Source organism: Streptococcus pseudopneumoniae IS7493 (assembly GCF_000221985.1).
GTDB lineage: Bacteria > Bacillota > Bacilli > Lactobacillales > Streptococcaceae > Streptococcus > Streptococcus pseudopneumoniae.
The window spans coordinates 44,041-70,576 of the sequence record NC_015875.1 but is presented as its reverse complement, the minus strand read 5'-3'; the positions used below and the strand labels follow the sequence as shown (position 1 = coordinate 70,576).

The window sequence follows — 26,536 nt, the reverse complement described above, 5'->3', positions numbered from 1 at the left end:
CAATCAAAAATAAAAGAAGGGCACCATATTTGTACCCTTGCATCATTCTTTTGAAAAATATTCTAGGTCATCAACTCATTGTGTTTCTCAACAAAGCAATAAGCATGATAAAAACCATAGAGAGCAATAGCCGTAACCACTGGAATCGCTAAAGGCAACTCTGTCTCCAATTCAACAAAAGGAGAGTTAAACAAGAAGTGAGTTCCCAAGGCTAAACCTAGAAAAATAAGACCCTGTTTCTTGCCAACCTTCTGCCCTTTATAGGCTCTGTAAAGCAAGTAAACACCTACTACAGCTAGATCTGAAAAAGTCCAGTGAGAGGCAATTCCTGAGATGATACGCTCTAAAATTCGCGAAATAGTAAAGTCAAAGCCCTCTGGCAAATCCGTACGAATGTAACCAATATCCTCAATCATTTGGAATCCCAAACCAGAAGCAATCCCTAATAAAAACAAAGATTTTAATTTTCGCACAGGAATCAAAGCTAAAACAAAGACAAGTGGAAATAATTTCAAGGGTTCTTCTACCAAAGGAGCCACAATAGCACTTTCAAAGGCATTTAAAAACGCACTATCTGGGAAAAGAACGCCCAGTAAATCATGAATATAGGTATTAGCAAAGCTAGACAACCATCCTGCAAGGAACATCCCACCCAATAAAGACAAAATCAAGGCGTTCTTTGGGAATTCCCATTTTTTCCCAATACGGAAGAGAAAATAAAGAGCCGGAATCATGTAAAAGAGAGGTAGAAAGATAGAAACTCCCATTAGTCCATATTCCGCACCTGACCTCGAACCGTCCGTATAGTAGATGGTTTCATACTGTAAACCAATACATAGCAATAAAATAAAAATAAAATACTGCTTTTCTTCATACACTTTCTTTCTAAATGAAGTATTTATAATTCTACGACTGTCATACTTCCTGTATCAACATTGTAAATGGCACCAGAGATAATGACATCGTCTGGTATTAGGGGAGACTCGATAAGCAGTTGCATATCCTCGCGTACACTCTCTTCTATATCTTGGAAGGGCAAGAAATCCTGGTCTGACACATCTACACCTAATTCCTCTTTTAAATACTCCTGAAAAGGTTCATTTTCAAAGGTCTGAGCACCACAGTCTGTATGGTGCAATACCACAATCTCTCTTGTCCCCATTTGTTGCTGGGAAATAACTAGCGAACGAATCATGTCTTCAGTCACTCGACCACCTGCATTCCGCAAAATATGAGCATCCCCAAGTGCCAAACCTAGAGCTTGCGCAACGTGCAAACGTGAGTCCATACAGGTCACAATAGCTACTCTTGTTTTGGGTTTAAGTGGCAGATTTAACTGCCCATGTAAGGCAACATAAGCCTGATTAGCTTGCATAAACTGTTCAAAATACGACACGATTCCCTCCTTGAAAATTTGATAGTCAAATATTTCTCCTATCTTATCATTTTTAAGAGAATTTGTCACGGATTATGCAAAGACCTTTTTCAAAACTTCCTGAATCGTTGTCACGCCAATGACCTGAATTTCCTTAGGCAGAGTGATTCCTGTCAAGGAATTCTTAGGTACATAAATCTTAGTAAAGCCCAGTTTAGCAGCTTCGTTGATGCGTTGCTCAATACGATTCACGCGCCGAATCTCTCCTGTCAAACCAAGTTCTCCCACAAAACATTCCTGAGGATTAGTTGGCTTGTCCTTATAGCTCGAAGCAATAGCAACAGCAACGGCCAAGTCAATGGCAGGTTCATCCAATTTGACACCGCCAGCAGATTTAAGATAGGCGTCCTGATTTTGCAAGAGAAGACCTGCCCGCTTTTCCAAAACAGCCATAATCAAGCTAGCACGGTTAAAATCAAGTCCTGTCGTCGTACGCTTGGCATTTCCAAACATGGTCGGTGTCACCAAGGCCTGCACTTCTGCAAGAATAGGACGCGTCCCTTCCATGGTCACAACGATTGATGAGCCAGTCGCTCCATCCAAACGCTCTTCTAGGAAAACTTGACTCGGATTAAGAACCTCAACCAAGCCACCTGACTGCATCTCAAAAATCCCAATCTCATTAGTGGAGCCAAAACGGTTTTTGACCGCTCTCAAAATACGAAAGGTATGGTGACGCTCCCCTTCAAAGTAAAGTACCGTATCCACCATATGCTCCAACATACGAGGCCCAGCTAATGTTCCTTCCTTGGTCACATGACCTACGATAAAGATGGCAATGTTATTGGTTTTAGCCAGCTGCATAAGTTCAGCCGTCACCTCACGCACCTGAGAAACAGAGCCCTGCACCCCTGAAATCTCAGGAGACATAATAGTCTGGATGGAGTCAATAATGAGAAAGTCTGGTTGGATACGCTCCACCTCAGCACGAACACTCTGCATATTGGTCTCTGCATAAAGATAAAACTCACTATCAATATCACCCAAGCGCTCTGCTCGTAGCTTGATTTGCTGAGCAGACTCCTCCCCACTGACGTAGAGAACAGTCCCCACTTGGGACAACTGGGTTGAGACTTGTAGGAGAAGGGTTGATTTCCCAATTCCAGGATCCCCACCTATGAGGACGAGACTTCCTGGTACCACTCCGCCTCCAAGTACACGGTTGAATTCCTCCATCTCTGTCTTGGTTCGATTGACATTGATGGAGGTCACTTCAGCCAGTTTCATGGGCTTGGTTTTCTCACCTGTTAAAGACACACGCGCATTTTTGACCTCGACAACCTCAACCTCTTCTACAAAAGAAGACCAAGACCCACAGTTGGGGCAACGCCCCAGATATTTAGGTGAATTATACCCACAATTTTGACATACAAATGTCGCTTTTTTCTTTGCGATGATAAACCTCTTTCTATATCTCTAATTCACACTCAACCACTTGGCAAAAATCAATCTTCTCATTTGGCACAAACTGACGCATGAGCATGTTGTGAGTTACCACTATCACGGTCTGGTAATCTCGATACTTAGCCATGCATTCTAGAAAACGAGACTTCATCTCCGCAGCTGTCTCATATTGAATAGGACTATTAGGAAGCAACTCCCCCTTGTTTTCTAAAAACAGGCTTCTAGCTGTTTCATAGTTTTCTATTCCTGTTTCATAGACCTGCCATTCATGTAATAATGGCTCCACTCTCAAAGGAAGTCCCGTAGCACAAACCACATAAGAAGCCGTTTCTAAAGCTCTTGTGACTGCAGAAGATACGATTATTTCAGCTGAAAAGAGTAAAGGATTGGTGCTCAGTTCCTGAGCTTGCTGCCGTCCCTTCTCAGATAAGGGCGCCAAATCTATCCCAAATCCCGTATAAGAACGCTCCTCTAACTCACGATAATCTGGCTCCCCGTGACGTACAAAGATAATCTTCATTCTAGTGCCCTGTTGAACCAAATCCACCAGTTCGAACGCCATCAGCCGCATCGCCATCTGCAATTAAGAAAGGAGCAAAGACAGCCTGAACAATACGTTCTCCAACTTCAAGAACAACCTCTTGGTCTGTGATATTCTTCATCTGCGCAAAAATATGCCCCTCGTTTCCAGGATTTCCATAATAATCCCCATCAATAACGCCAACTGAATTAATTAAAACCAAGCCCTTCTTACGAGGGTTTGAAGAACGATCATATAGGTAGAGAACCTCTGTCGGTTGCATATAAGCCTTAACCCCTGTCGGAACCAATACAATCTCTCCTGGCGCAATAACCGTACGCACAGCAACCTTTAAGTCGTAACCAGCCGCATGAGCTGTCTCACGCTTGGGCAATAAATTCTCATCTGTAAAACTAGAAACCAATTCAAAACCACGAATTTTCATCATCTTCTCTTTTCTATTATCATTTATTCTAGATTATTCTATCTTATTTATTCGGAAAAAGCACGAAAAAAAGAGCACACAATTCAAATCGCTTAGGGCTGCTGGATTCCTCCCCTGACCCGCTTCACGCAGAACTGTTGCTCCACTATTTATTATATCACATTCCTATTCATTTTAAAAGCAAAATTATTTTTTCCGTCTATTTCTAAAAAAGTCCTGCATGATAGCTGCGCAGTCATCTTCCAAAATTCCTATTTCAACCTCTACACGATGGTTAAGACGCTCATCTGTCAAGATATCGTACAAACTTCCAGCAGCGCCAAATTTCTGGTTTTTAGCCCCATAGACCACGTTTGGAATACGGGCAAGCCCAATCGCCCCACTACACATGACACACGGCTCAATGGTCACAAAAAGTGTGCAGTCCAGCAAGCGCCAGCTCTCCTCACTCAAGTTCGCATCCTCTATGGCCATAATCTCCGCATGCATAACCGCTCGCTGCAGTTCCTCACGCGCATTATGCCCACGGCCAATGATTTCTCCGTCCTTGACAATCACACAACCAATTGGAATTTCATCGTGTTCAAGAGCAATCTCAGACTCTCTCAAAGCTTCCCTCATAAAGACTTCTTTTTCTTCAACTGTATAATTCATCAATTTCCCTTTTACTACTTATCGATTTTATTATTATATCATGAATCCCAAGACAAAAAAAGCCACCAAATGCGGTGACTTTATAGGGAGATTATTATGAAAAAGAAAAGTTTAGGATATTCGTTACAACAAGTTAGGAGGTCTTCTTGTAACTGTCTATAGTATACCCGACCTATCTTAAACAAATCTTAAAAATCTCTTAGGACCAAACACTTTCTAAAATATTTGTTTGTTCACGACCAGGACCCACTGAGAAAGTAGAAATACGAACGCCAACCAATTCACTCACACGACGAACATAGTTACGCGCATTCTCAGGAAGATACTCCAAATTACGAACTCCAGTAATATCTTCTGACCAACCTGGCAACTCTTCATAGATAGGTTTGCAACGCTTCAATTGCTCAAGACTAGCTGGATAGTAGTCAATACGTTGACCATCAAGATCATAGGCCACACAGATTTTCACAGTATCTAAACCACTCAAAACATCGATAGAGTTCAATGAAAGATTAGTAATACCAGAAACACGACGACTATGGCGCATCACAACTGAGTCAAACCATCCCACACGACGTGGACGACCAGTTGTTGTACCATATTCATGACCTACTTCACGGATACGTTCTCCCACTTCATCAAACAACTCAGTTGGGAAAGGACCGTCTCCTACACGACTCGTATAGGCTTTACATACACCTACAACCTTGTCAATCTTGCTTGGACCGACACCAGAACCAATTGTCACACCACCAGCCACAGGGTTTGAAGAAGTAACAAATGGATAGGTCCCTTGGTCAATATCTAGCATAACACCTTGTGCACCTTCAAAAAGCACACGTTTACCATTATCAAGCGCATCATTCAAAATGACGGACGTGTCTGTCACATATTTCTTGATTTGTTGACCATATTCGTAATATTCTTCAAAAATATCATCGAAGACGATAGCTTTACTATCATACAATTTTTCAAAAAGACGATTCTTTTCAGCAAGGTTACGTTCTAAACGCTCACGGAAAATGTCTTTATCCAAAAGATCGGCGATACGAATTCCCACACGAGCAGCCTTGTCCATATAAGCTGGACCAATTCCCTTGATTGTAGTCCCAATCTTATTGTCGCCCTTAGCTTCTTCTTGCAAACGATCTAACTCGATATGATAAGGCAAAATGACATGCGCGCGATCAGAAATACGCAAGTTATCAGTTGTAACACCTTCCTCATGAAGATAGCTCAACTCTTTTACAAGAGATTTAGGATTTACAACCATACCATTCCCAATAACAGAGATTTTTTCAGGGAAGAAAATCCCAGATGGAATCAAGTGCAATTTAAACTTCTTACCATCAATCACAATCGTGTGACCTGCATTATCACCACCTTGGTAACGTGCAATCACTTCTGCATTCGCTGAAAGGAAGTCTGTAATCTTCCCTTTACCTTCATCACCCCATTGGGTACCTACAACAACAACTGAAGTCATAATCTTGTCTGAGCCCTCAGGCTCTTCCTTTCTCACATACATGGCAGGACTCTCACCTGCAATTATATCTTACAATTTATTATAAGAAAAAATCGCCTTTTTATCAAGAAGAAACAATAGAAAGATTTGCTATTTCCAACTATTAAAAAATGATTTAGAAAAATAAGCAGCTATTTATTATTATCTTTCCATAAAAAAGTAAATTTGTTCGGAAATTAACTCAGACTATCTCAACAAGAAATAAAACCTTGTTTCATTATCATCTTTTCAAGATACAAACGATAAGCAACACGATAATGGTAAACGATAAAATCCCTACGACACCCAATACCATATCTCACTAAATAATAAATTAAAAATTTAAAATGAAAATGTTCCCAGTCAAAATTATCACCAAATACAGTACCATACTCTTCTTCAATATTTCTATAAAAATCCGCCATCTGCTCATAAATTTTTTGTAACATGATCAAATACTCCTTTTCTTTTTTATGAACTTATTCTAACAAAAAATTTTAATTAATCATTAATAATTCCTGAATTGTACAAATACCAACCTCAATAAGATAAAAAATAGGAAAAGTTGACAGAATAGGAACAAATTTACTACCTAAATTAGACTATTATAGACCTTATTAACTGCGTTAAATACTAAAAGAGAGTTGAGGTAAAAATCTTAAAATAAGAAAAACGCATAGCCGCTTGGCTTCCTGAGCAAGAGAGCTACTTGCGCCAGCTTGTCTCAAAGCTTCCTCAGCCTTACGCCTTGATTCTCGTAAAGGTTCATCATGAAAGCTATTGAAACGCTGATTGATAGTGTCAGACACTTCTTGCTTGACTTCTTCCGCCTTAGCCTTGGCAAGTTCGATGGCATCCGTAATAGCTTTCTCACGCTTAGTAAATTCAGCGTCAAAAGCACGGTCAGCGTTGGCGATTTCCTTTTTCAAACGTTCTTCAAAAATCTGATGCAGATTTCGGCTTTCATTCAAAACGGCATCATTTACAATCCCACCGATCGCATTTGCAAGACTGGACTGGAAGGTCCCAAAACCTATTGATTTTAGGCGTTTTGCCATTGGCGAATAGGTATATTTGGTGATTTTCTTACGAACATCAAGACCGTACCACTCATGGTAGATACTGACCACATCAAACATCTGCACCGCAACATCACTCTGACCGACAACCGAGATTTCAAGGTTATCTTCTAGCATGTCGCACATACTTGTCCGAAAATACTGCTTACCATATGCAATCAAGCTAGCCTCATCTGTCACGTCTTGGTCATTGACCTCCACGACATCTTCATAGATTTGGCTGTAGTTCCCAAGTAAGGGGCTGTCAATCACCACCATATAATCATGGTCAACCGCATTTTCTCCCTCGCCCTTAACAGTCGTTTTAAAGGTTATCCGAGTTTTTAAAGACTTCATTGAGGTCTTATGCTGGTAGCTGGACAAGTTTTTCTTGTACATAAAAAGCGATTCATTTTCAGAACCGCCATTCTTCAGCAAGCGTAAGTTGTAACCGTTTCGCACCATATCTCCGCCCCACTGACCTAGGATAGAATGCTTGTCTTTGGCCAAGACCTCCATGGCATTCTTGTCCTTGATATTGAGCGTATGCCTATCATCAATATCAGAGAAGAAAGAAAAAGGATTGGCTCTGGTAATACTACCAGCAAAAGCACTCAACACCCTTGTCCCACTGACACGGTCAACCTCGATAGAGCTAACGATGTAATTATTTAACAAACTGATAACCTGATTGGCATAGACTTGAATATATCCTTGTTGCTTTTCAACCTCAAAAATATAAAAATCCTGCTCACCATGCAGGTCATCTGCAGTCAGAAAGGTTTCCTCTTTCAGCAATTCCCACTTGGGATCCGATGTAGGAAAACGAAAGGTCAGTTGATAGGTATTGTTCCCCAAATGGACAATTTCATCATTGTAGGACTCGTTTAAAGGCCTATTTCCCTCTGTAAGATAAATCATAAAATATACCTCCAATTCGGCCGAACTGTGACCTTACGAACCGCACCAGTAAAGACCAGACCGTTATTGCCAACAGCCAATTCAAAGAAGCCTCCACGCTTTCGTAGCGTATTTTGAACCACACCATCTGCGTTGTAGATATTCTGCTTCTTATGCCTACAATCAATGGTCACTTTTCGTCTAATGGTCAAGTGCATGGTTGTCCGTCCGATAGTCAAAGAAATATCTCCGTCCCCCTCAATCTCAATCACAGGCTCACTATAGACAGAGCCTGGATTGTTGACATTACCGCTTGCGGTAAAAATAAGAGGAGCAAGATTTTTCTGATAGCGGAACGGTTGCATACTCAGCTTAAGCTCTAGCTTCCAGGCATGCATCCCATGAGGGCTATAGGTTGCACCAATAAAATCCGCATAAAAGACAGAACCCAACTGGTAGCTAAACTCCAGCACATTGTCCTTAGGCTGAAATTTCTCCACGATAGTCGAAACATCCAGTAACTTAGGAATATAGAACGAAAAAGTCCGTTCATAACTCTCATAGCCACCATCCAGCACTCGATAACTTCCGTTGGCTCCGTAGAGGTTAGCATCTTCAGCCACCCTAGGCTTAGCAGCCTCCACCTGACCAAAATCCGTCACCACGCAGTGAGGGATAGTTGATGTGTTAAAACCATTGATAATCATATAAAACATTACATTCCCTCCCTAGCGTAAATCGCACCTTGACGTTGGTAGACGCTCATTGAAATTTTATCAGCGTCCAGGTAAGTATCTGACGGCTTTTCAAGGATAGCAGTAAGGATCTTCTCCATACTTGCTCTCAGAATCGCTATCTCAGACACGACTTTATCGCTGTCTTTACTATTTGTATCTCCTTTTGTTTGCACCACTATTTTAGCTTGTGCTTCTTCCATCTCACGAAGGAATTTAGCATCACTCGGAATGCCAACTCCTGCAGCATATTTAGGAACCCCCATCTCACGCATCAAGCGTTTGGTCTTATCCGCCCGCAAAACTTTAGCCCCTTTAGGAAGAGGAAGAAGAACATCCCTCCCCTCAGGAATGAAGCTCCTACCATCTGGAAGAGTAACCAATTCCTTGTAGGTACTATTGCGTTGGTCATTGACCATAGCAAGACCACCAGGGTGATAGTTGGTACCGTGGGCATGCCGACTAGCAAAAACATTGGTAAAGAAATCACCAGTTACCCTAGTAATCCAAGTCCTAATGCCTGCAAGCACGCCAGACGCATTATCTTGAGCGTTGATTGTAACCGTTTTGTCTTGAATGCTATTAACGACGCTTTTGACCTCGCTGACAGTACTGGAAGTGCTATTTTTAGCAAGGATATCTACTGGATTATGTTGCTTAATCGCATTAATAGCCGCACTCGTCTCATTTCTAACGCCTGCAGTCTGATCTTTCGCAAGTAAATCAATTGGTTTTTCCTGTTTCGGAGAGTTCACACTCGCTTTTGCACTAGCAACTGCTTCACTAGTATTGTCAATAGCATTTAATGACTTATTCTCTGGATTAGATAGATTCCAAGCTATGATTTTATCGATTGACAATTGCCCGTTGTTCAAAACATTTGTAGGATCTAGTTTCAAATCTTTTGTGAATGGAGTAATCGCATTCCAAGTCGTTAGCGTGTCAGTCGAACGCGCAACAGCCTTTCTGAAATTCTCATCCGTAGCCAGCAACTCTTTCTGCTTAGGAGTCAAGGCATCATAGTTATAGAGCGCTTTGGAAGCCTCCTCAGCCTTATTCATCACATCTGTATTTTCCAAAAGCAGTTGCTTGACTTCAGCAGGCATACTGTTCCAGATTCTAAGATGGTTTTCACTATCAAAGATAGCTTGCAGTCCTGCTTGATTTTGGACAATCAACTGTTTTTCTTCCAGTGTCATAGTTGACCACTTACCAGACTCAACGAGAGCTTCAGCAATCGTTACCCGAACATTTGAGTTGATATTCGCATTTTTAACAATAAATTGCAATTGCTCCCAACCCTCAGCAGATTTAGTCGCTTCCCCAATCACTTCTTTTACGTTTGATTTAATGACAAAATTGTTGTTTTCATCAATGTTTCCGACGAGCAAAGACCAAGCATCATTCGCTTCTCTCGTTTCCTTGCTCATATCACTAGTATACTTAGCAAGAATGCTATGGGAATCACCCATTTTTTGAGAAGCTTCTGCTGCCTTTTGACCGATTACTTCATAAGACAAACCATATTCTTCCAGAACCTTTTTAGCTTCTTCCCAGTAGTTCCAGCTTTGTCCAGTTCGAGCTTTTACCTTAGCGTCAAGGTTTTGCATAACCTGGTAATACTTAGTACCTAAGGCTTCCATGGTTTGCTGGTGGTTTGTTTCAAGTTCTTGAATTTTTTTATTGTAAGTTTCTTGATCGATACGTTTGGCATCTAAGAGTTGTTTCAATCCATCTTTTGAGGTTTTGTATAACTGATTTTCTTCATCCAGAGCCTTCTTCAAAACATCTCTTGTGTGCTTTAATTGCGTTTCATTTAAACTACCAATCTCTCCATTCAGAGCCTGAAGCGCAGCCTTTTGTTGTTCGCCAGATAATTCCATCATTTCGATTCTAGCTTTGATCATCTCTCTTTGGTTGTTTAAGACGATTTCTTTTTCTTCTTGAGAAAACTTGCTAGCGTCTCCATTATGACGTTTGTAGATTTCACTGACCTGATTAGCCATTGCATCGGTATTTGAAACAACTTGGTCATTTTTTACTTTCATTTTAGCGATTTCTTCATCGCTAAACCCCAACTTTTTAGCTAATTCTTCCATACGTTGATTAGCTTTTTCAGCACCTGCTGCTACCTCTTCATGAAGTTTTCGAAAAGCTTCAGAAACTTTTTCAGCATCGCCAGCGTGGGTTCCAAAGTTGGCTACTGCTGTACTGGTATCATCTACCTTACTTTGGAAATCTCTTAACTCTTTCCTTGCAGTATCACTCAACTGAGACCCAAATTCCTCCGCCTTAATGCGAGCCTCGTCTTTCTTATGTCCTAGATAGACCAATCCTCCAGCTAGTAAAGCAGCACCACCCACCAGCAAACCAATAGGATTTGTCAAAGCCCCAATGGCTCCAGACAAGAGACTAGAACTAGATGCAGCAGCGCCAGCTCCTTCCGCTAAAACAGTAGCTTCGCTTCCTACCTTAGCAAGACCGAGACCACCTTGTAAAAGTCCTTTTAATTTACCAGCACGCTCTGTCAATTTAGCAAGACCGAGACCGCCCTTTAATAGTCCTTCTAATTTACCGGCATGTTTTATCAAAATACTAAGAGCCGTCGCCCCATTGCCTAGAAAGTTCAAGAAAGGGTAGCCCAGAGCCAAAAAACCACCAATACCAACCGCCAAGCTCTGTACGGCTGGAGGAGCCTTACTTAGCCAGTCGATAAATTGGTTCACCTTATCAATCACAGGAGTTAGTAATGGTAATAATTTCTGACCAATGTTAATCTGTAAAACTTCTAAACTAGATTTAAAACGTTCCACACCATTTTTAGAAGACTTAGATAATTCATTTGCTAAATCCTTGGTATAAGTTGTCGCCCCCTTGGTTTCGTTAGCAAGATTACGCAACGCATCTCCACCTTGGTCAACCAAGATATTCATCGCTGTCTGAGCTTCTGTACCAAAGGCTGTAGCAATCAAGGCCGATTTCTGAGCATCTGTCATCCCTTCCGTATTCTTTTTGATACGATCCAAAATATCAGGTAGCTTAATCGCGCCGCTACGAAATTCTTCTGCAGAAAAACCAAGCTTCTCCATTGCATTTGCATTTTGCTCTGATGGTTTCAGTAGCCTTGTTAAAGCTCCACGCAGAGCCGTACCAGCCTTTTCACCAGCAATACCATTGTTGGACAAAAGACCAACAGCAGCGGCAGTCTCTTCCAAGTTCATACCAACGTTTTTAGCAACGGGACCAACATACTCCATTGCAGCCCCCATATCAGCAAAACCAGCAGCCGTTTTATTGGCGACAAAGGTTAAGCTATTGGTTACTCGCTCTGTATCCTGAGTAGATAGCCCAAATTGTTGCAAAATATTCGTAGTGGCGTTCATAACCGTATTGAAGTCCTCACCAGACGCCTTTGCAGCGTCTAGGATAGCAGGCATGGCTTCGATTGTTTGATTGGCATCAAAACCTTTCTTGATAATTTCTTGCATCCCTTCATTGATAGATGCAGTAGAAATCCCATACTGCTTCGCCCAATTTTTTGAACTTTCACCCAGCTTTTGTGTGGTACTGTTCAGTTCATCCGCTGTTGGAATAGTATCTGCTAACAGAGATTTAGTTGTATTCATCTGGCTTTCAAAGTCAATAGCTTTCTTAGTAGAAAGCGTAAAACCAGCTAATAAAGCAGCAGACACAGGCTTCATTGCATCGCCCATAGCCCGCAATTTTTCTCCACCTTTAGCAAATTTTTCGCTCAAGGCATCTATCTTACCAGACCAACTATTTTCACGCCCCACATCTTGCAAAGCTTTTTCAACACCGCGTAGCTGACCTTCCATTACTGCCAACTTAGCATTCTCACGCTGAATATCAGCAGCAGCCTTGTCAAATTTAGCTGTCCCCGGTTCAAGTTTATCAAAACTTTTCTTCATCTCATCCAAAACTTTACGTTGTGAATCAATGGCTTGTCCTAAAGTCTTGTATTTTGCTTGAAGTAAGCTAGCATTTTTTTCATTGCCTTTTAAAGTACTGTCCAAAGAACGGACATTATTTTGAAAGTACTTTACAGCGTTTTTTGCACCAGTTAGAGTAGGACTGAACTTTGACACGTCCAACCCTAGCTCGATATACATCTGACCTAACGGCGTACCGCTTGCCATCTTGTTCTCCTTCCTAACTCCTCAGAGCAAAGAAAAAAGCCCTTACGGACTTTTCATCATTCTTTATAAAAATCATCCATTGCCATGTTCATAAAAGCCCAGATAAACATACCAAGAAATAGATAAGCATAGAGTGGCAGGGAAGCAAAGATAAAGGGTGATAGCAAGAGCATACCAAAGATATCTACAAAATTTGTACAAATACAATACAAGCCAAAAGCAAGATAAAGGATAAAAATGGTAAACCAAAACCAATATCTTCTACATGCTTTTTCTTTTCGAGACATTTCTTCCACCTCCCTTACATATCTCTATTATATTCCTAAGCCTTTGATTTGTAAAGTCTTGACCTAGAGACTTTCTAAAAAATCTGCCAAGTCAAGCACTTCTTCTTGTTCACTCGTTTCCAGACTTCCCAAGACCCCCATCAAGTCCTCCCAACTCGTATCCATCACATCGCGAATGCTCATTCCATAAGGACCCTCTGTAACTTGCTTGACAAAACCATAAAAACGTTTGATCGCTTGCCCAGGTGCTAGCTCTTTTCCTTTGGGTCTACATCACCTACCAGATGAGCATAAATTGCTGTAAAAATAGAAATCACTTTCGCAAAATCTGTGTATTCTAGTAATTGTTCTACTGTCACATCATCAAACAAACTAGCAATAAATCCCAACTGCTTATCAAGCTTCTCTACCTCAGATAAATCACTTGTCAAGGATTCGTTCATGACCAAATAGTCACGATAATCACGAGTTGTGATTTCTTTGCTCTTTTTTAGGACATCTTCTCCCTTGTCATTTTTAATTGTAAATTGAACCTTAGCCATATACTTTCCTTTCTAAAAAAGTAAAAGAGAGCTTTCGCCCTCCTTCTACCCCGCAGCGGTTATGTTTAGTTGACCTTTCAATTTCTTCAACTTTTCAGCATCTGAACCATAAACAATAGCACCATAACGCCCCTTAGTTGCAACGTCTGAACTAGCTGTCGCAGTGAAATTCACACTAGTAGTAGCTAACTCATTCGCCTTATCCTTGAGCGTTTCAAAATCAATAGCATCCATAGAAAGCTGACCTTTATAAAAACCATAGTAAACAGGTTCCCCATCAGCAGTATTACTTTCAATGAGAATGGAAACATTCTTGGCAACTGTGTCTGCACCGAAGTAATAGATACCATCATCATCGCCATACCCCAAAGCATTCGTATATAAAGCTAATGGGACATCAAGCAAGCCCATCTCTACCTTAACATCACCGACTCCTCGATTGGAGACGTGATAAGCCACATTACTACCATAAGTCTTTACAGGGTCACTAGATAATCCAGTTACTCTAGCGGTCTGTGTAGCCCCTTCATTATCTTTACCTTCTAGCGTGAAGAGGTTCTGTCCAACCGTTGGAGTCTGTCCATCATGCACACGAATGGTGACTGATTTAAGTCCGATAAGTGCAGTTCCTTTTACTGTCATTTCTTTTTCCTTCTTTCTAGTATTTCTCATATAGAGCGCTCATACCACGATAAGTCCGAACGTCTACATAGCGCTTAATATCAGGAATCCATTGTTCCAAACCACCTTCAGTCTGATAAAATCCCTGTTCTTCCATTATTTTTTCAATTCTTCCTTGGAGTTCTTTACACTCCACTCGATTAGTAGACTCTACATTGATTTGATAGAGAAAAGTCTTAGCCAAACTAGTATTACTACCGTGAGCCGTCTGCATTGGAGGCCCTACAGGGATAATGACAATACTGGTCTCACCATCTCCCAAGCTCTCAGGACGCTCAAAAGACTTGATACTAATACCAGATAAAGACTCATCCTCTTCCAAAGCATCGTAGAGTTCAGTTAATTTGTCTTTAATCATTACAAAAACTCCTGTTTTAACTTCATGCCGACTTTAGACTTAAAGACCGGCTTACTCGCTTCAAAAAAGCGGCGCATGACTCCGAAACCACGAGGATGCCCATTCTTTGCATAGCCAAATTCATTTAAGTGAATAATAGTCCAACGAGGACTTTTAAAACCTAATTTAACCATTGGAACTCCGCTGGATGTACCAGTCACATTCCCATGAACGACCGCACCAACCGTCTTCCCAGTGTCAGCGTACACCGCCATAGCCCGTTTGAAAGTTGGCTCAAACTCCTCAACCGTCTCCTTCAAGGCTCTGTTGACCTTTCTACGAACTACCGGCTCTCCTAGTCGAGCCTCAATATTCCTCAAAATATCATCAAATCCTTTTAGATTAGCTCCACTAGACATCACGACCACCTCCGATAAGGACAATCAAAAAATCCCGATTAGCAAAATCAGGACGGACATCAATGATTTGCCATTTCTTACCAACTAGACGGATATCCCCCACTTCGACAAAATGCCGATTTTCAGGCTGATAATCTGTCAGAGGGTCACGAATCTTCAAAGTCATCTTAGCTTTCATCGCTTTTCCAGTTGCAATCTCAACGTCTTTCATACTTGGAGAATAAGTTTGCCCCATCGTATAAAAAGCCTTCTCGTAACTCACATCACGACCATCAACCCCTTTTTTTATTTTAGAGGTATAGAAAGTCAGGGGAGTTCTTAGGTCTCCATTTTGAGACTCAGGCTTTTTGTAACGATAGCTTGGTCCCTCACTCCTCTTCATTTACACTCACTACTTCCTTAGAGCTACGACTTCTGGACGACTTTTCCAACTCGACATAGTCAGGTAAATGTTCCTTTAGCTCAGCAAATCGTTCTTCTGTCGCTTCAAACCTTTCTCCGACTTGCCTAAGGACTCCCTCCTTGAGGTCATAAAACTCTTTTAATACCTTAATCATCACTATCCTCCATTTCTATCTTATCTAACGATAATGCTAAAATATCCGCTTTGAAATTTTCGTAAAAAAATTCAACTTGGTCATTATAGACATAGCGAGCACGTTCTAAGATAAGTTCCCTTATTTGATGATCGTGTATATTCCCACTTCCTACCAAGCGGGTAATAACCATTTGAGAACTTTCTAACATCCGTGAGAGATTCGCATCTTCTCCGCTATGAAAAATTCTCATCCGCTCCTTAAAAGGAATAAGGAGGGAATGAAGTTTAGCTTCAATCTCCATCCTTCGTCACCTTTTATTTTGCAATACTCAGTGTCCACACAGCAGCAGTCTTTTCATCATGCGCTTTACCATAAGCAAATTGCTTAGCAGTGTAGAGATTCAAGTCTTCTAAAGCATAGGTTTCGGTAAATCGTCCAAATTCAATCCCCCCACCTACAAAGGCATCGTAGCGACCTTTGACAAATGTAGTCACCTTACCAGACGCTTGAGCAACCGACTCAACCAAGATGAGGTTATAAGGCATAGCTGTTACATATACACCCTGAGCATTGAGAGACGTATATTGCTTCTTCACATCCCAGGCATCTACAGGGTTCACTACCATAACCAAATTACCTTCTACTGCAACAGGAGTGGTATTGTCAGCTTTTGTAGAATGGTATTTATAAACCTCCGTCAACTCTTTTACCACGGTAGCAGAGTCTGCGAAAGTCAATGGTTTTTTCTGAGCTTGTTTCTCAGCATAAGTTACTTTTTCACTTTCTGCAGTCCCTGTAAGAGTACGAGACAACCCGATAGGCTTGTTGTCCCCATCACCATTTAAATAACCAGCTTCAAGAGCAGCTGCAAAGGCCTCTGTAATTTGAATGGATACGTAAGACTGTAGCCAAGCAGGACCAAACTTTTCAGAGTCTTTAGGGATTACAACAAAAGCAGTCAATTTAGACTGAATCGCTTCTTCTTCAGCAAATTCTTGTTTCAATTGTCCTTGAATTTCAGCATTGATTTTACCCCAAACCGCTTGACCTGTACGACTAGACTTGAGGAATTTCAAACGAATACCAGCATTACGCAAGCCGATGTGTTGAAGAAGTGGACGGGCTGCCACCATATCCTCAAAAATACGGTCAATTGTTTCCTGAGGGAACAATTTCTCAATTCCTTTGGGAGGAAGTTTCTCAATGTTGTTGAAAAATTCGCGAGCTTCAGCAGTCAACTGTGCATCGTATGGATTCATAGTTGCGATTTCTTTACGAGCAGCTTCTCGAGCATCATCTTGCAACTTATCTGTCAATGCCTCAATCATCTCGTTATAGAGCTTATTTTGCTCCTCCATAGGAGCACCAGTTTCTACTGCATTCATAAAGTTCTGACGAGCAGTTGTAAATTCATTACCAAGTTTCATCATTGTTTTTTATTTCCTTTCTTAAAATGGGAAACGACCCAACCCCACAGGTTCAGCCGTCTTGTCTTCTTTTTTCTTATCTTCTGGGATAGGTAAACTGTTATTCAACCTATCACGAACCAAGTCCGCCAATAACTCCACATCTGGGGTCATCGCAGATCGGATTTTTTCGATAAAATCACGAGGAATCACAGGTGTCTGACTAGCTACCAAGACAGGAGCTTCCTGACTTTCAAACATGACCTTATCTGCGAAGCCATGATTAACAGCAGAACGAGCATCAAACCACGTTTCACCCTCCATTAGATCCAGTAAATCATCTAATGCCTTACCAGTCTTATCAATATAGGCATATGCGATGGACTTATTAAACCCTTCTAACACACCAGCCTCATGCAAGAGCGCCTTATGGTCACCACGTACACCAGCAGATACATTATGGATCATGATTTGCGCTGTAGGACTAATTTCCACCTGATCACCAGCCATAGCGATAACACTCGCAGCACTAGCAGCAATCCCCACGATTTTCACCGTCACATGCCCCTGATAAGCACGCAATGCTGTATAGATTTCACTACCAGCATACACATCACCACCACCAGAATTGATGTGCACCTCCACATCTTCTCCCGTCGTCGGCAATACAATATCCTTAGGAGCAGTTGCATCCATGTCTAGCCAATCATAAAACCAGCGGTCATCATTGGATACAATCGCTCCCTTAATCTGAATGATTGTCATCCTCATTTCCTCCTTTCTCTATTTCGTTTTCACCCTGATAGTTCTTAGTGATAAGGAAAGAATCCCCACCAGGAACAGCCTCAAGACCAAGTTCCAATCTCACCTCATTTCGAGTCATAGCCCCAGATGAGATGAGTTTATCTATGTTCTCAGCCAGAGCAAACTTATCCAGTCCCCCCTCACCAAAAATCACAAATTTTTTCTGATTAGCGTATCCAGCCGAACTCACCATAGCATGGTTTAGAGCGTCACCCACTTTTTTAACCAGCGATTCATAACAATAACTGTTAAACATCTTCTGGCTATTAGACAAATCAGCCATATCTCCATGCATCAAAGCCGTCGGCAAACCTAATATATCCGCAACCTCGTCATCAAATTGACGTCTCAGTTTCTTCAACTCTTCAACTGATAGATTTGTAGTTCCTACCGTATTGGTCAACTCCGAATACTCCACACCATCCATTGTCGGTACAATGGCAACCGTCTTAGACGTAAAGGACTTAAAAAGATTGTCCGCATATCTCTGCAGTTTCTTTCTCTTATCCTCATCAAAAGTTCCATTCGCTTTTGTAGCCAGAACCCCACGGATCTGATTATTTCTAGCTAAGGCTTCCACCAGACGAGTATGTAGTTTTTCATAATCAGAAAACAAGTCAGATACATATTCTTGCAAGCGATTGTTATTATACTGAAGAAAGATGACATCACTCATAGCAAACTTCCTCTGAAATGTATAATCCCCGACAGACACCATCTCAAAGGTGTCATCATACAGAGCATAACGCCTACGAGTAAAAGCATCAGCTACCAGTAACTGCTTATCATCAGACAAAACAATGAGTACTTCGTTTTTCGTCAATAAGCGATAAATGACCTTCTGCCAGAACTCCGAGGCCGACTCATTCTTATTGGGACGCACATTTAAAATATAATCCCAGTCTGACGTCACATGATGATTCTCCACCATATACCGAAATTCCGACTTAGCAAAGATACGAGCCACAAACTCCGCCGACTTATCAATCGCTAAACTCTTTAACTGCAAACACCCCAACATTCGTTCCAACTCTTCAAAATCAAAACCAACATCAGGCGCATCACGCTTAAATAAATTTAAGAACCCCATGCTTCCCCTCCTTCCTATCCAATTACCAACCTACCACCCAAAATTTATTCTTAGATTAAAACTCCCAATCCTCTAACATATCGAGGAATTCCCCAACGTTCGACTCATGTACAAGCTCACGTTTGTATAGAGCAGCAATCAAGGCATGGAAACCATCCGTCTTTCTTCTGACGGGCTCTTTCTTCAAGAAACGCTTATTGCCATCCTTGTCCTCTTTGACGTAGGTATTATCCGTATACCAAATCATAGAATTATCATTCTCAAAGATAAATCGTTCATTAGCAAATCCATCTTCGATGATTGGCGCAACCTTGGATTGAATCGCCCCAGGATTTCTCAAGAACTCATATTCAAAACCAGCCTCTTCCAAAAGAGGTTTTAACAAGTCCATTCTGAAACCATCTGCACATACAAGCTCAATCTGATAAAACTTACTCCATTCATTCAATTTTTCGACCAATAAACGAGGGTCAATACTAGGGCCGTCCACAATTGTAAATAAGCCTCTATCTGCCCATTCCTGAATAGGAGCTTTAAGTTTAAAAGCTTTCAAAAATGCTTTACGAGCAAATGAATGTTGTTTCCAGATAAACTCATCTCCGTTCTTAAACAACAAACCAACACTCGCAAAATCTCGAATGCTAGCATAGTCAAATCCTGCGACACAGGACTTACCCAACAAGTCAATACCAGGCGAACGTAAACAAGCAAGTAATCTTTCACGAGTCGTCACATCTTTCTCAAGGTCTGCTTCAGGAAGATTCATCCGTTTAGTCATGAACTCCTGACGACCAGACGGCTCCAGCTCAAGGTCATCATAGTCAGCCTTAGTTCTAGCAAGCAACCTCTTAGCGTAAGGCGTGCTTTCATCCAACATCGGATTTGCTTTCGGCCAATTCTTCATGTCATCCACCTCATCCGCACTATCAAGCTTGCAGATAAAAGGGAAGAGTCTGAAATCATCAACCTCTCCATTCAAGATTTGCATAGACTTCTCTATCAGCTTGTCATAGAACCCCTCGCGCACATACCCATTCGTACCGTTGTAGAAAGTCCTGACATGAGCAATCTTACCAAGACCAGACCTTTGAACCTTCACAGCCTTATCATTTTCAAATTGGTGAATCTCATCAAACTCAAGACAACCATCACGAGCAGAGTCCATAGTCTTCGGATTATTCGTCCGAAAAGAAAAGACCGAGTTGTTCGCTCGACCTGTGATAGACATTTTAGTCAGATAGAAATGGTCCTCAAGACCACGCCTTTGGATAGTCTCATAAACTTCCTCAAACGAAACCTTACCCTGTTTCTCAGAGTTAGCAGTGATAGTCACATCGTAATCTCTGATAGGGTAGATAGGGCTGATAAAAAACGATGACCTTGCTGACATAAAACCATTCTTACCACCCCCACGAGCAAGTGTGTATAGATACTCGTCAAAGTGTGGTTCCTCGTCTACCTTCCGAAAAAGAAAAATGAACGGTGTCAAGAAAAGTTGATACTTAGCCAGAGGGAAAAAATTCTTTTCCGCAAACCGAATGAACTTGTCAATTAAGTCATTATCAAAATACAAATCATCACGAGGATAGATTTTCTCCTTGATGATTTTAAACAGCAACTTCCTTTCCTTGTTGACGACAATATCTCCACACTCGACCATTTTGATGTAGTCATCAACCAGCGGATGAGAAATCATAACAGATCAGCTCCAGACGTAGCTTTCTCGACAGGAGAATTTTCAACATCAAAATCAAACGACCGCTCAATAGCCAAAAGCTGATTGCTGGTTGTGTTGATTTCCTTGATGAGAGAATTCGCTTTTTGGAATCTTTGTTGTCCATTGTGAACAGTGATGACCAGTCCGTCTTCATGAAGTTTAGCTTTCAGCTCATAAAGCAGCCGGACAAGATAAAGATAGCGATTGACTTTTTCATACTGAATCGCATCCTTTTTTCTAGGACTGAAATAGCCAATTTTAGAAAGTAGCTGATTTTCTAATTCTTTTATATTTTTTTCCGAGTATTCTTCCATTACCCCCCACCCCCTTTAATTTTTTGTTAAAAATTTGGACAGTCGAGTGCAGACCGCTTACTGGCTCCTTTGAAATTTCCTGATTTTTTTGACCGGGGGGTGTTTAAGATTCTTTAACCTAACCCCACCATTCATCTTTTCGGAAATTTCTGTCATTCTTATCAAAACGATCATGCCTTTTATTATGACATGCTTTGCACAATGTTCGTAGGTTATCGATATCAAGCGCGAACTCTGGATAGAACTCTAGCTCCTTGATATGGTCAACTTCTAAATTAGTAGTCGTGACCTTGCCTTCATCCCTGCACCATACACATTCGTAATGATCTCGTTTAAGTGCTTGCCTTCTTATCGTTCTCCACTCGCTGGAATTGTAAAACTGGTTTCGTTCTTCTCGAGTTGAAACTTCAATCATTGTTTAATATTCTTTGTCCATTACATCTTTCGTCAATAATTATCTTAAAGATACTTATTTTAAATTGCTGTTACTCTATATTTTCTAGCGTTCAATTAGACATATCTTATATTCTGTCTAATTCAAACAGTCGCCAAAAAGCCTAACACAATAAGGATATACAGTAATCCACTAAATGAATTAGCGTTTGACTCGTTATGTCTAATTGGTTAACTACAATCCAAAATTTGACATCGCTTTGTCCTGTTGATCTTGACGAATACCTATATATCTTAAGGTAATAGCTGGTGATGAATGATTAAACAAACTCATCAACATTGCTATATCTTTTGTCTTTTTATAATAATGATATCCAAATGTCTTCCTCATTGAATGAGTTCCTATATTTTCAATACCACACTCAGATGCAGCAACTTTTAAAATCCAATCCACAGTCCTACGATCAAGTGGTTTATTTTTTCCGACTCTACTTTGAAATAAAAAATGATGATGAGGTTTATTTTGTATATACTCTCTAACCTCACGTTTGAGAGTTTTAGTCATTTTAATCTTTTTCTTCTTCCCAGTCTTTTGTTCTTTCAGTTTGATATACCAACCTTGAACATCCTTTACTCGAATTTTTAAAATGTCACCAACTCGCAAACCTGAATTGATACCAAAAAGAAATAAAATATAATTACGCTCATTCCATTCTCTCAGATAATCTTTCATAGCCTGTATATCATCTTTATCCCTGATTGGTTCTACAATATTCAAAACAAGTATCACCACCTTTCAAATAATCAAAAAAAGCCACTGGTCGTGGCATTGAATATGACAGTAGCTGGAATTGAACCAGCTGGTCTAGCAGTAAAACGCACGCTTGGTAAAAGTTTCAAGGAGACCCAAACAACCTGCTAACCTGTCCTTACTGTCTAAGAGGCCGAAACCTCTGTATTTTTAGGAGTCCTCATGACTGTTCGTTACCCAATCATTGGATAATACTATTTTAGCACCTTTTTTCGTTCCAATTCTCCCAAGATTTTCCCAGATTTTTCCCAGAAATCACTTGTAAACCAGAAGGTTGCTTGCTTGATAGGACTCCGCAAACTCTAATAGAGCTTTGTTCAATATCCGATAATATTCACTGGATGAGTAGCCTAGTTCTGAATAAATACTGTAGTCTTCCCTCCTTTTCTTCCTGCAATATCGTTCGATTAGGATACGTGTGTATTCCATATCGGAAAGATTGTTGATTGCTTTAGCGATGAGTTCCAGGTCCTGCTGAGCTGATACTCTACGCAAGACCATGCTTTCTACCTGCTTGCTTGTCTGACCACTTGATGACCTTGGTTCAAGTGAGTAGGATATTGTTATTTTGGGGGCGTATTCTTCTCCAGCTATCCGTCTCAGACGACTGTATTTTTTAAGGACTTTGATAGCTTCCTTTCTTGTCTTCTTTTCATCGATAATATCCAATAACTCTATTTGCACACGAACTCCTCCTCATGATATAATAGTTATGCGAAACCATACCATGAGGAGTCAGCTGTGCTGGCTTTTTTCATGCCCTACTCCCGAGAATAATATCAGCAGGAAAAGCAAAGTAAGTACAGATATCTTCTACATTATAAATATTCGGTACACTTTCCTCCTTCTCCCATTTAGCAATCAGGTAGCGACTATAGCCTAGTTTAGCTGCTAACTTTTCTTGTGACAACTTCCTTTCCTTACGTTTTTGCTTTAGCAAGAAAGCAAACCTACTTGCTTGTCTTGGATTTAATTTATCCTTCATCATCCACCTCAATCTTTATGACTGCCCTACCATTCGGATGGCGTTTTTGTGTAGATGCAAAAGTGTAATACTTCAACATCCTCTCGGCAATTCCTGTTTCTTTGCTGATTTCCTCAAGCGTTCCTATCGTCACGAACGTTTCACCTTGATATAATGCGTACTCATTCATGCTCCATCTCCTCGATAAGCCAGTCAAGGTTCTTTCTGGCTTTCTTCAGGTCTTCCAGACCGTTTGCACCTTGGTAGTGGCTTGGTTTGTTTATGTTGTCTGTCATGTTAAGTCCTCCTCATAAAAATCATATCATTGTCAAAACTCCAAGGATGCTGTTGAATTTCTTCTTTTCCGACAGGTATTTTATAATGATAAACCACCGCTCTAATCAGACGAAGTGGTCTGTCTAATTGGCATGCTATTTGTCTACAGCTCATGCCCATTTTTCCAAGTGTTTCTATATCGTATTTTGAAATATCCCATTTCTTTTTTCTGCGAGGCAGTCCGAGCCTGTTCGCTTTTATAATCACTGCGTCTAAACTTCGATTTAATATTTTAGCTAGCTGGTTTAAATCTTGAACTTTTTGATAATAGCGCCGTAAAATTCTTATTTCTTCATCCTGCCAATGGCGTTTTGTAAACTGACCTTTTCCTTTGTTGATTATCTCAGACTTACATCGGACAGAACTAACTGTACGACCTAAAAAATCAGCGACCTCTTCAACCGTACTTTCATTATCGTTGTGGGCTAGTAAAATATAATCAACCTCATCTTCTGTCCATCTACGTCCTGCCATAATGTTTATACGCTCCATGTAAATAATAAGTGCCATCTTTACGCTTGTTTACGTAATACGTATATTGCCCATCTGGACTAGCGTAGGAAATCTGCTTCTCTCCTGCCCAGATACCATTGTCACGCATCATATGGCAATTCTCCATAATCCATTCTACGTCAGGCATCTAGTAACTCCTTGTTTTCGTAGATGTTGCCAACGACTCTATAAGAGTAACTTTCATCGCTAAGAATTTCATGAAAGGGCGCAATATCATCTACACTTATTGCTTCTATCATAAAGACAGCTTGCTCATTATCCCAAGTCAATTTTGCATTCCCAAGGACTTCTCCTTCATCTTGAATTTCAAGAACATCCCCCTCAAAGATTTCCTTGCCGTTCTTATCCTTGAGTCCTGTTGATTGCATGATACATTCATAATCATCAAAATGTAACCAATCTTTTTTCTCTTCAATCCAAATGATAGGACAAGTCCAGTTTTCATCACTTAGATCACAATTGCCTACCATGACTTTGTAATTCATTTCTTTTCGCAGTCTATCCCACGCTCTAAATTTTGGTATCATAACATCACCTCATCCCCAACTTTCACTTTCTCATACACGTCCTTCGTAACCACAAACACCCCGTAGTCACGAATCGTAAGCGTGTATAATTTGCCGTGTCGTCCTTTCTCGACGACTTTACCGAAAATCTCAGCGCCTGCGTTATCCGCCTTGTAGATAACCATCGGCTTTTTCTTTTCTAGTTCTGCAATCCTGTCCATCTGCCAGATGTTTAGTCCAGCAGATACCAGAATCCAGATAGCTATGAATCGTTTCAATCTGTGACCTCCTCAAATTTCATAAACGTCATCCAATGCGTAGTACCTCTTTGTTGTCCAAACAATGGTTTAAAAGGTACAGATTTAAGAACCTCTTTAACGTTGATTTGACAATCAGACCATTTAAAAACTAGAGTACCTCCAACTTTTAGAACTCTCATGCATTCTTCAAAACCCTTGGCTAAATCTTCCGGCCAGGTAACTTTATCCAGCTCGCCATATTGTGATCGCATAATTGAGTTTTGACCTGCCCATTTCAAATGTGGCGGATCGAATACTACTAGATTAAATGTTTCATCATCGAATGGCATATCACGAAAATCTCCGACAACGTCAGGGTTTACGTTTACCTTTTTCCCATGTATTTCAAATTTTTCTTGTCTGATGTCCATGAAAGTTGTATGACTCTCATTTTTATCAAACCAAAACATACGACTGCCACAACAAGCGTCTAGTATTCGTATATCTCCCATTATTCCACCTCCTCAAAATAACTATGAAATTTACTTAAATTGACAATAGCGACCTCTTCAACGAAATGTTTTCAATGTCAAAGTCTGGGTCATCTTTACTAAACTTTTTCTTAATGGCTTTTTCAGCTAGTGATGGTAAAGCGAATATACTTGCTCCGTTTTTTAGGGCAAGCGCTTGACCGTGTTTATTTACTATTCGATAACCAACATCAAACGGTCTAATTTCCATTGGGATTTTTATGCGTTTACTTTGATTCTTCATTCCTTCTTCAAGCGTTTGTATCATCACTCCACCTCCTCAATCTCAATCCCTGGGCAATCGAACACCCAGCCGAAACCAGCTTCTTCAAGTTCTTTGCGGGTGAATTTATAATTTCCAGTAATTATATTTTGGTTAAAATAAAGAACCTTCCCTGATTGCGTTTTAGTCAAAGGTTGCCCATTATTCAGACTAACAATATACCGCTTCTCTTCCTCGACCTCGTAGCCGTCAAGCCATGCACGAGCAACTAAATCAAATGGTCTTTCTTGCATAAACCATTTCCTAACTTCATCGTTCGTGAAATCAAATTCGAATAATTCTGCCACGTCTTTACAAGCTTTTCTAGCTTCCTCAATCCATTCAGCCACAAACTGCGGAACTTTGACTGATTTTTGTTCGTCTAGTTGTTTCAAGTCTCTTAGAACGGTTTTTAGAATAGTTTTTCCGCTAACAATACCTACAACACATTCAACCGCTTCGTACTTCTTAATCAATGCCTTAATATTCATCTTAGTTTCCTCCATAAATCAAATAAACTGCAATAACTACCTGAGACATGCCTGGTGAATAGCCAATCCAATCATCAAACTCCTTAGATTTTGGCAACCAACCCTTAGTAGCTCCCAAATCATAGTCGGTAGGCTTTTCATCAGCGAAGATGCATTCCATCGCTCCCATAAACGTCATACCATCTTCTGCCATTTCCCAAAAATAGTCCGCCCGGTCTTTCACCGCTTGTGGTAAATCTTGCTTGGGAGGTTGCGGCTTCCCGTCTTCTACCGTCCAGTTGTATACTTCATTAACTTTTTGCTTTAAATCTTCCATCATCTTCCAAGTGTCATGTGTTGTTTCCTTTCTATTCTCTATAAAACTTAACATTAACGGTACCTATATACTCCCTTAAGTTTGTACCAGTTAGATATATGACTCCTCGGTTATACATATCAGCCTGAATTCTTATTAATCTGCTATTATTGAGTTGTACATATCGTATAGCAGCAACCTTAATATCATTACCTTTAATATCAATATTGTACCCACCCCAGTACTGCC

Annotated in this window: 35 protein-coding genes, 1 other RNA gene and 2 pseudogenes; all 38 read right to left on the bottom strand. The window is 40.6% G+C overall.

From position 1 onward, the window contains the following. Nucleotides 1–62 precede the first annotated feature (62 nt). Nucleotides 63–878 (bottom strand): PrsW family intramembrane metalloprotease, encoded by an 816-nt coding sequence (locus SPPN_RS00450; RefSeq protein WP_000272774.1) that lies wholly within the window; start codon nucleotides 876–878, stop codon nucleotides 63–65. Between the two features lie 20 nt (nucleotides 879–898). After that, entirely contained in the window at nucleotides 899–1,396 is a 498-nt protein-coding gene (locus tag SPPN_RS00445; protein ID WP_001809263.1) for a beta-class carbonic anhydrase, read from the bottom strand. Nucleotides 1,397–1,468: 72 nt separating this feature from the next. After that, nucleotides 1,469–2,830, bottom strand: coding sequence for a DNA repair protein RadA (gene radA / locus SPPN_RS00440; RefSeq protein WP_080564643.1), 1,362 nt, complete (start codon nucleotides 2,828–2,830; stop codon nucleotides 1,469–1,471). Nucleotides 2,831–2,843: 13 nt separating this feature from the next. Further along, a complete protein-coding gene (locus SPPN_RS00435; RefSeq protein WP_014017168.1) occupies nucleotides 2,844–3,401 on the bottom strand; it encodes a histidine phosphatase family protein in 558 nt (185 codons plus the stop codon). After that, nucleotides 3,361–3,804, bottom strand: a complete 444-nt coding sequence (locus SPPN_RS00430; RefSeq protein WP_000701986.1) for a dUTP diphosphatase — start codon at nucleotides 3,802–3,804, stop codon at nucleotides 3,361–3,363. The genes SPPN_RS00435 and SPPN_RS00430 overlap by 41 nt, the downstream gene beginning before the upstream one ends. 56 nt (nucleotides 3,805–3,860) lie before the next feature. Then, an RNA gene (gene ffs / locus SPPN_RS11485) (signal recognition particle sRNA small type) lies at nucleotides 3,861–3,958 on the bottom strand. Between the two features lie 32 nt (nucleotides 3,959–3,990). Further along, nucleotides 3,991–4,458: a tRNA adenosine(34) deaminase TadA gene (tadA, locus tag SPPN_RS00425; protein ID WP_001110115.1), complete on the bottom strand. Its 468-nt coding sequence runs from the start codon at nucleotides 4,456–4,458 to the stop codon at nucleotides 3,991–3,993. A gap of 199 nt (nucleotides 4,459–4,657) precedes the next feature. Beyond that, on the bottom strand, nucleotides 4,658–5,944 hold the full coding sequence (locus tag SPPN_RS00420; protein ID WP_014017167.1) for an adenylosuccinate synthase: 1,287 nt from the start codon (nucleotides 5,942–5,944) through the stop codon (nucleotides 4,658–4,660). 230 nt (nucleotides 5,945–6,174) lie between these two features. After that, nucleotides 6,175–6,411 carry a sigma(X)-activator ComW gene (gene comW, locus SPPN_RS00415; RefSeq protein WP_000939541.1) on the bottom strand — a complete coding sequence of 79 codons (237 nt, stop codon included), beginning with the start codon at nucleotides 6,409–6,411 and terminating at the stop codon, nucleotides 6,175–6,177. A 228-nt stretch (nucleotides 6,412–6,639) separates the two neighbouring features. Next, nucleotides 6,640–7,941 (bottom strand): annotated as a pseudogene (locus tag SPPN_RS00410) (phage tail spike protein); the annotation flags it as partial. Continuing rightward, nucleotides 7,938–8,636, bottom strand: coding sequence for an adenylosuccinate synthetase (locus SPPN_RS00405; protein WP_000499603.1), 699 nt, complete (start codon nucleotides 8,634–8,636; stop codon nucleotides 7,938–7,940). The gene SPPN_RS00405 and the pseudogene SPPN_RS00410, both read right to left, overlap by 4 nt. Beyond that, nucleotides 8,636–12,811 (bottom strand): phage tail tape measure protein, encoded by a 4,176-nt coding sequence (locus SPPN_RS00400; protein WP_000146321.1) that lies wholly within the window; start codon nucleotides 12,809–12,811, stop codon nucleotides 8,636–8,638. The genes SPPN_RS00405 and SPPN_RS00400 overlap by 1 nt, the downstream gene beginning before the upstream one ends. Before the next feature lie 56 nt (nucleotides 12,812–12,867). After that, the gene (locus tag SPPN_RS00395; protein WP_000087358.1) at nucleotides 12,868–13,098 is read right to left on the bottom strand and encodes a hypothetical protein; all 231 of its coding nucleotides are present in this window, start codon (nucleotides 13,096–13,098) and stop codon (nucleotides 12,868–12,870) included. A gap of 248 nt (nucleotides 13,099–13,346) precedes the next feature. Then, nucleotides 13,347–13,640, bottom strand: a complete 294-nt coding sequence (gene gpG, locus SPPN_RS00390) for a phage tail assembly chaperone G (protein WP_001151571.1) — start codon at nucleotides 13,638–13,640, stop codon at nucleotides 13,347–13,349. A gap of 45 nt (nucleotides 13,641–13,685) precedes the next feature. Next, on the bottom strand, nucleotides 13,686–14,282 hold the full coding sequence (locus SPPN_RS00385; protein WP_000216339.1) for a major tail protein: 597 nt from the start codon (nucleotides 14,280–14,282) through the stop codon (nucleotides 13,686–13,688). Nucleotides 14,283–14,298: 16 nt separating this feature from the next. Then, nucleotides 14,299–14,679, bottom strand: a complete 381-nt coding sequence (locus tag SPPN_RS00380; RefSeq protein WP_000588569.1) for an uS13 family ribosomal protein — start codon at nucleotides 14,677–14,679, stop codon at nucleotides 14,299–14,301. After that, the gene (locus SPPN_RS00375; RefSeq protein ID WP_000094295.1) at nucleotides 14,679–15,077 is read right to left on the bottom strand and encodes a hypothetical protein; all 399 of its coding nucleotides are present in this window, start codon (nucleotides 15,075–15,077) and stop codon (nucleotides 14,679–14,681) included. The genes SPPN_RS00380 and SPPN_RS00375 overlap by 1 nt, the downstream gene beginning before the upstream one ends. Further along, nucleotides 15,070–15,459 carry a hypothetical protein gene (locus tag SPPN_RS00370; protein WP_000830391.1) on the bottom strand — a complete coding sequence of 130 codons (390 nt, stop codon included), beginning with the start codon at nucleotides 15,457–15,459 and terminating at the stop codon, nucleotides 15,070–15,072. The genes SPPN_RS00375 and SPPN_RS00370 overlap by 8 nt, the downstream gene beginning before the upstream one ends. After that, the gene (locus SPPN_RS00365; RefSeq protein ID WP_000598693.1) at nucleotides 15,446–15,634 is read right to left on the bottom strand and encodes a hypothetical protein; all 189 of its coding nucleotides are present in this window, start codon (nucleotides 15,632–15,634) and stop codon (nucleotides 15,446–15,448) included. The genes SPPN_RS00370 and SPPN_RS00365 overlap by 14 nt, the downstream gene beginning before the upstream one ends. Beyond that, on the bottom strand, nucleotides 15,627–15,917 hold the full coding sequence (locus SPPN_RS00360) for a hypothetical protein (protein ID WP_000401889.1): 291 nt from the start codon (nucleotides 15,915–15,917) through the stop codon (nucleotides 15,627–15,629). The genes SPPN_RS00365 and SPPN_RS00360 overlap by 8 nt, the downstream gene beginning before the upstream one ends. Nucleotides 15,918–15,930: 13 nt before the next feature. Beyond that, entirely contained in the window at nucleotides 15,931–17,046 is a 1,116-nt protein-coding gene (locus tag SPPN_RS00355) for a phage major capsid protein (protein ID WP_000976937.1), read from the bottom strand. Between the two features lie 18 nt (nucleotides 17,047–17,064). Continuing rightward, nucleotides 17,065–17,787, bottom strand: coding sequence for a head maturation protease, ClpP-related (locus tag SPPN_RS00350; RefSeq protein WP_000152604.1), 723 nt, complete (start codon nucleotides 17,785–17,787; stop codon nucleotides 17,065–17,067). Beyond that, nucleotides 17,768–18,916 carry a phage portal protein gene (locus SPPN_RS00345; RefSeq protein ID WP_000506468.1) on the bottom strand — a complete coding sequence of 383 codons (1,149 nt, stop codon included), beginning with the start codon at nucleotides 18,914–18,916 and terminating at the stop codon, nucleotides 17,768–17,770. The genes SPPN_RS00350 and SPPN_RS00345 overlap by 20 nt, the downstream gene beginning before the upstream one ends. A gap of 55 nt (nucleotides 18,917–18,971) precedes the next feature. Then, nucleotides 18,972–20,612, bottom strand: a complete 1,641-nt coding sequence (locus tag SPPN_RS00340) for a terminase TerL endonuclease subunit (RefSeq protein ID WP_000623346.1) — start codon at nucleotides 20,610–20,612, stop codon at nucleotides 18,972–18,974. Next, nucleotides 20,609–20,947, bottom strand: coding sequence for a hypothetical protein (locus SPPN_RS00335; protein WP_000393458.1), 339 nt, complete (start codon nucleotides 20,945–20,947; stop codon nucleotides 20,609–20,611). The genes SPPN_RS00340 and SPPN_RS00335 overlap by 4 nt, the downstream gene beginning before the upstream one ends. A 118-nt stretch (nucleotides 20,948–21,065) precedes the next feature. Continuing rightward, nucleotides 21,066–21,362: an HNH endonuclease gene (locus SPPN_RS00330; RefSeq protein WP_000573817.1), complete on the bottom strand. Its 297-nt coding sequence runs from the start codon at nucleotides 21,360–21,362 to the stop codon at nucleotides 21,066–21,068. A gap of 213 nt (nucleotides 21,363–21,575) precedes the next feature. Next, nucleotides 21,576–22,118 carry a site-specific integrase gene (locus tag SPPN_RS00325; protein ID WP_001028145.1) on the bottom strand — a complete coding sequence of 181 codons (543 nt, stop codon included), beginning with the start codon at nucleotides 22,116–22,118 and terminating at the stop codon, nucleotides 21,576–21,578. Nucleotides 22,119–22,406: 288 nt separating this feature from the next. Next, a complete protein-coding gene (locus tag SPPN_RS00320) occupies nucleotides 22,407–22,835 on the bottom strand; it encodes an ArpU family phage packaging/lysis transcriptional regulator (RefSeq protein ID WP_001165368.1) in 429 nt (142 codons plus the stop codon). A 70-nt stretch (nucleotides 22,836–22,905) separates the two neighbouring features. After that, a complete protein-coding gene (locus SPPN_RS00315) occupies nucleotides 22,906–23,136 on the bottom strand; it encodes a helix-turn-helix domain-containing protein (RefSeq protein ID WP_000653363.1) in 231 nt (76 codons plus the stop codon). Continuing rightward, nucleotides 23,126–23,305, bottom strand: a complete 180-nt coding sequence (locus SPPN_RS00310) for a hypothetical protein (protein ID WP_001007110.1) — start codon at nucleotides 23,303–23,305, stop codon at nucleotides 23,126–23,128. Before SPPN_RS00310 ends, SPPN_RS00315 begins: the two co-directional genes overlap by 11 nt. 107 nt (nucleotides 23,306–23,412) lie before the next feature. After that, nucleotides 23,413–23,925, bottom strand: coding sequence for a GcrA cell cycle regulator domain protein (locus SPPN_RS00305; RefSeq protein WP_007284829.1), 513 nt, complete (start codon nucleotides 23,923–23,925; stop codon nucleotides 23,413–23,415). Further along, entirely contained in the window at nucleotides 23,912–24,091 is a 180-nt protein-coding gene (locus SPPN_RS00300; RefSeq protein WP_001113499.1) for a hypothetical protein, read from the bottom strand. The genes SPPN_RS00305 and SPPN_RS00300 overlap by 14 nt, the downstream gene beginning before the upstream one ends. Then, a complete protein-coding gene (locus tag SPPN_RS00295; protein WP_230558124.1) occupies nucleotides 24,084–24,449 on the bottom strand; it encodes a YopX family protein in 366 nt (121 codons plus the stop codon). Before SPPN_RS00295 ends, SPPN_RS00300 begins: the two co-directional genes overlap by 8 nt. A 38-nt stretch (nucleotides 24,450–24,487) precedes the next feature. Next, nucleotides 24,488–24,748 (bottom strand): DUF1372 family protein, encoded by a 261-nt coding sequence (locus SPPN_RS00290; protein WP_000819332.1) that lies wholly within the window; start codon nucleotides 24,746–24,748, stop codon nucleotides 24,488–24,490. Beyond that, nucleotides 24,745–25,221: a class I SAM-dependent methyltransferase gene (locus tag SPPN_RS00285; RefSeq protein ID WP_000502463.1), complete on the bottom strand. Its 477-nt coding sequence runs from the start codon at nucleotides 25,219–25,221 to the stop codon at nucleotides 24,745–24,747. The genes SPPN_RS00290 and SPPN_RS00285 overlap by 4 nt, the downstream gene beginning before the upstream one ends. Next, nucleotides 25,221–25,507, bottom strand: a pseudogene (locus tag SPPN_RS00280) (hypothetical protein). The gene SPPN_RS00285 and the pseudogene SPPN_RS00280 overlap by 1 nt, the downstream one beginning before the upstream one ends. Continuing rightward, nucleotides 25,507–25,992, bottom strand: a complete 486-nt coding sequence (locus SPPN_RS00275; RefSeq protein WP_001021761.1) for a DUF1642 domain-containing protein — start codon at nucleotides 25,990–25,992, stop codon at nucleotides 25,507–25,509. The pseudogene SPPN_RS00280 and the gene SPPN_RS00275 overlap by 1 nt, the downstream one beginning before the upstream one ends. 1 nt (nucleotide 25,993) lies before the next feature. Next, nucleotides 25,994–26,311: a hypothetical protein gene (locus SPPN_RS00270; protein ID WP_000969625.1), complete on the bottom strand. Its 318-nt coding sequence runs from the start codon at nucleotides 26,309–26,311 to the stop codon at nucleotides 25,994–25,996. Nucleotides 26,312–26,536: the final 225 nt, after the last annotated feature.

Excerpts from the sequence above, each read along its gene's own strand:
- SPPN_RS00345 (WP_000506468.1), bottom strand. The coding sequence starts at position 18,916 with ATGGGGTTCTTAAATTTATTTAAGCGTGATGCGCCTGATGTTGGTTTT.
- SPPN_RS00420 (WP_014017167.1), bottom strand. The coding sequence starts at position 5,944 with ATGACTTCAGTTGTTGTTGTAGGTACCCAATGGGGTGATGAAGGTAAA.
- SPPN_RS00270 (WP_000969625.1), bottom strand. The coding sequence starts at position 26,311 with ATGATGGAAGATTTAAAGCAAAAAGTTAATGAAGTATACAACTGGACG.
- SPPN_RS00310 (WP_001007110.1), bottom strand. The coding sequence starts at position 23,305 with ATGAATGAGTACGCATTATATCAAGGTGAAACGTTCGTGACGATAGGA.
- tadA (WP_001110115.1), bottom strand. The coding sequence starts at position 4,458 with ATGAATTATACAGTTGAAGAAAAAGAAGTCTTTATGAGGGAAGCTTTG.
- SPPN_RS00365 (WP_000598693.1), bottom strand. The coding sequence starts at position 15,634 with ATGATTAAGGTATTAAAAGAGTTTTATGACCTCAAGGAGGGAGTCCTT.
- SPPN_RS00395 (WP_000087358.1), bottom strand. The coding sequence starts at position 13,098 with ATGTCTCGAAAAGAAAAAGCATGTAGAAGATATTGGTTTTGGTTTACC.
- SPPN_RS00275 (WP_001021761.1), bottom strand. The coding sequence starts at position 25,992 with ATGAATATTAAGGCATTGATTAAGAAGTACGAAGCGGTTGAATGTGTT.
- SPPN_RS00435 (WP_014017168.1), bottom strand. The coding sequence starts at position 3,401 with ATGGCGTTCGAACTGGTGGATTTGGTTCAACAGGGCACTAGAATGAAG.
- SPPN_RS00360 (WP_000401889.1), bottom strand. The coding sequence starts at position 15,917 with ATGGAGATTGAAGCTAAACTTCATTCCCTCCTTATTCCTTTTAAGGAG.
- comW (WP_000939541.1), bottom strand. The coding sequence starts at position 6,411 with ATGTTACAAAAAATTTATGAGCAGATGGCGGATTTTTATAGAAATATT.
- SPPN_RS00295 (WP_230558124.1), bottom strand. The coding sequence starts at position 24,449 with ATGAATTACAAAGTCATGGTAGGCAATTGTGATCTAAGTGATGAAAAC.
- SPPN_RS00430 (WP_000701986.1), bottom strand. The coding sequence starts at position 3,804 with ATGAAAATTCGTGGTTTTGAATTGGTTTCTAGTTTTACAGATGAGAAT.
- SPPN_RS00375 (WP_000094295.1), bottom strand. The coding sequence starts at position 15,077 with ATGTCTAGTGGAGCTAATCTAAAAGGATTTGATGATATTTTGAGGAAT.
- SPPN_RS00400 (WP_000146321.1), bottom strand. The coding sequence starts at position 12,811 with ATGGCAAGCGGTACGCCGTTAGGTCAGATGTATATCGAGCTAGGGTTG.
- SPPN_RS00355 (WP_000976937.1), bottom strand. The coding sequence starts at position 17,046 with ATGATGAAACTTGGTAATGAATTTACAACTGCTCGTCAGAACTTTATG.
- SPPN_RS00340 (WP_000623346.1), bottom strand. The coding sequence starts at position 20,612 with ATGATTTCTCATCCGCTGGTTGATGACTACATCAAAATGGTCGAGTGT.
- SPPN_RS00370 (WP_000830391.1), bottom strand. The coding sequence starts at position 15,459 with ATGAAGAGGAGTGAGGGACCAAGCTATCGTTACAAAAAGCCTGAGTCT.
- SPPN_RS00330 (WP_000573817.1), bottom strand. The coding sequence starts at position 21,362 with ATGATTGAAGTTTCAACTCGAGAAGAACGAAACCAGTTTTACAATTCC.
- SPPN_RS00405 (WP_000499603.1), bottom strand. The coding sequence starts at position 8,636 with ATGTTTTATATGATTATCAATGGTTTTAACACATCAACTATCCCTCAC.
- SPPN_RS00300 (WP_001113499.1), bottom strand. The coding sequence starts at position 24,091 with ATGCCTGACGTAGAATGGATTATGGAGAATTGCCATATGATGCGTGAC.
- SPPN_RS00385 (WP_000216339.1), bottom strand. The coding sequence starts at position 14,282 with ATGACAGTAAAAGGAACTGCACTTATCGGACTTAAATCAGTCACCATT.
- SPPN_RS00285 (WP_000502463.1), bottom strand. The coding sequence starts at position 25,221 with ATGGGAGATATACGAATACTAGACGCTTGTTGTGGCAGTCGTATGTTT.
- gpG (WP_001151571.1), bottom strand. The coding sequence starts at position 13,640 with ATGGCTAAGGTTCAATTTACAATTAAAAATGACAAGGGAGAAGATGTC.
- SPPN_RS00335 (WP_000393458.1), bottom strand. The coding sequence starts at position 20,947 with ATGGAAGAATACTCGGAAAAAAATATAAAAGAATTAGAAAATCAGCTA.
- SPPN_RS00305 (WP_007284829.1), bottom strand. The coding sequence starts at position 23,925 with ATGGCAGGACGTAGATGGACAGAAGATGAGGTTGATTATATTTTACTA.
- SPPN_RS00380 (WP_000588569.1), bottom strand. The coding sequence starts at position 14,679 with ATGATTAAAGACAAATTAACTGAACTCTACGATGCTTTGGAAGAGGAT.
- SPPN_RS00350 (WP_000152604.1), bottom strand. The coding sequence starts at position 17,787 with ATGACAATCATTCAGATTAAGGGAGCGATTGTATCCAATGATGACCGC.
- SPPN_RS00315 (WP_000653363.1), bottom strand. The coding sequence starts at position 23,136 with ATGAAGGATAAATTAAATCCAAGACAAGCAAGTAGGTTTGCTTTCTTG.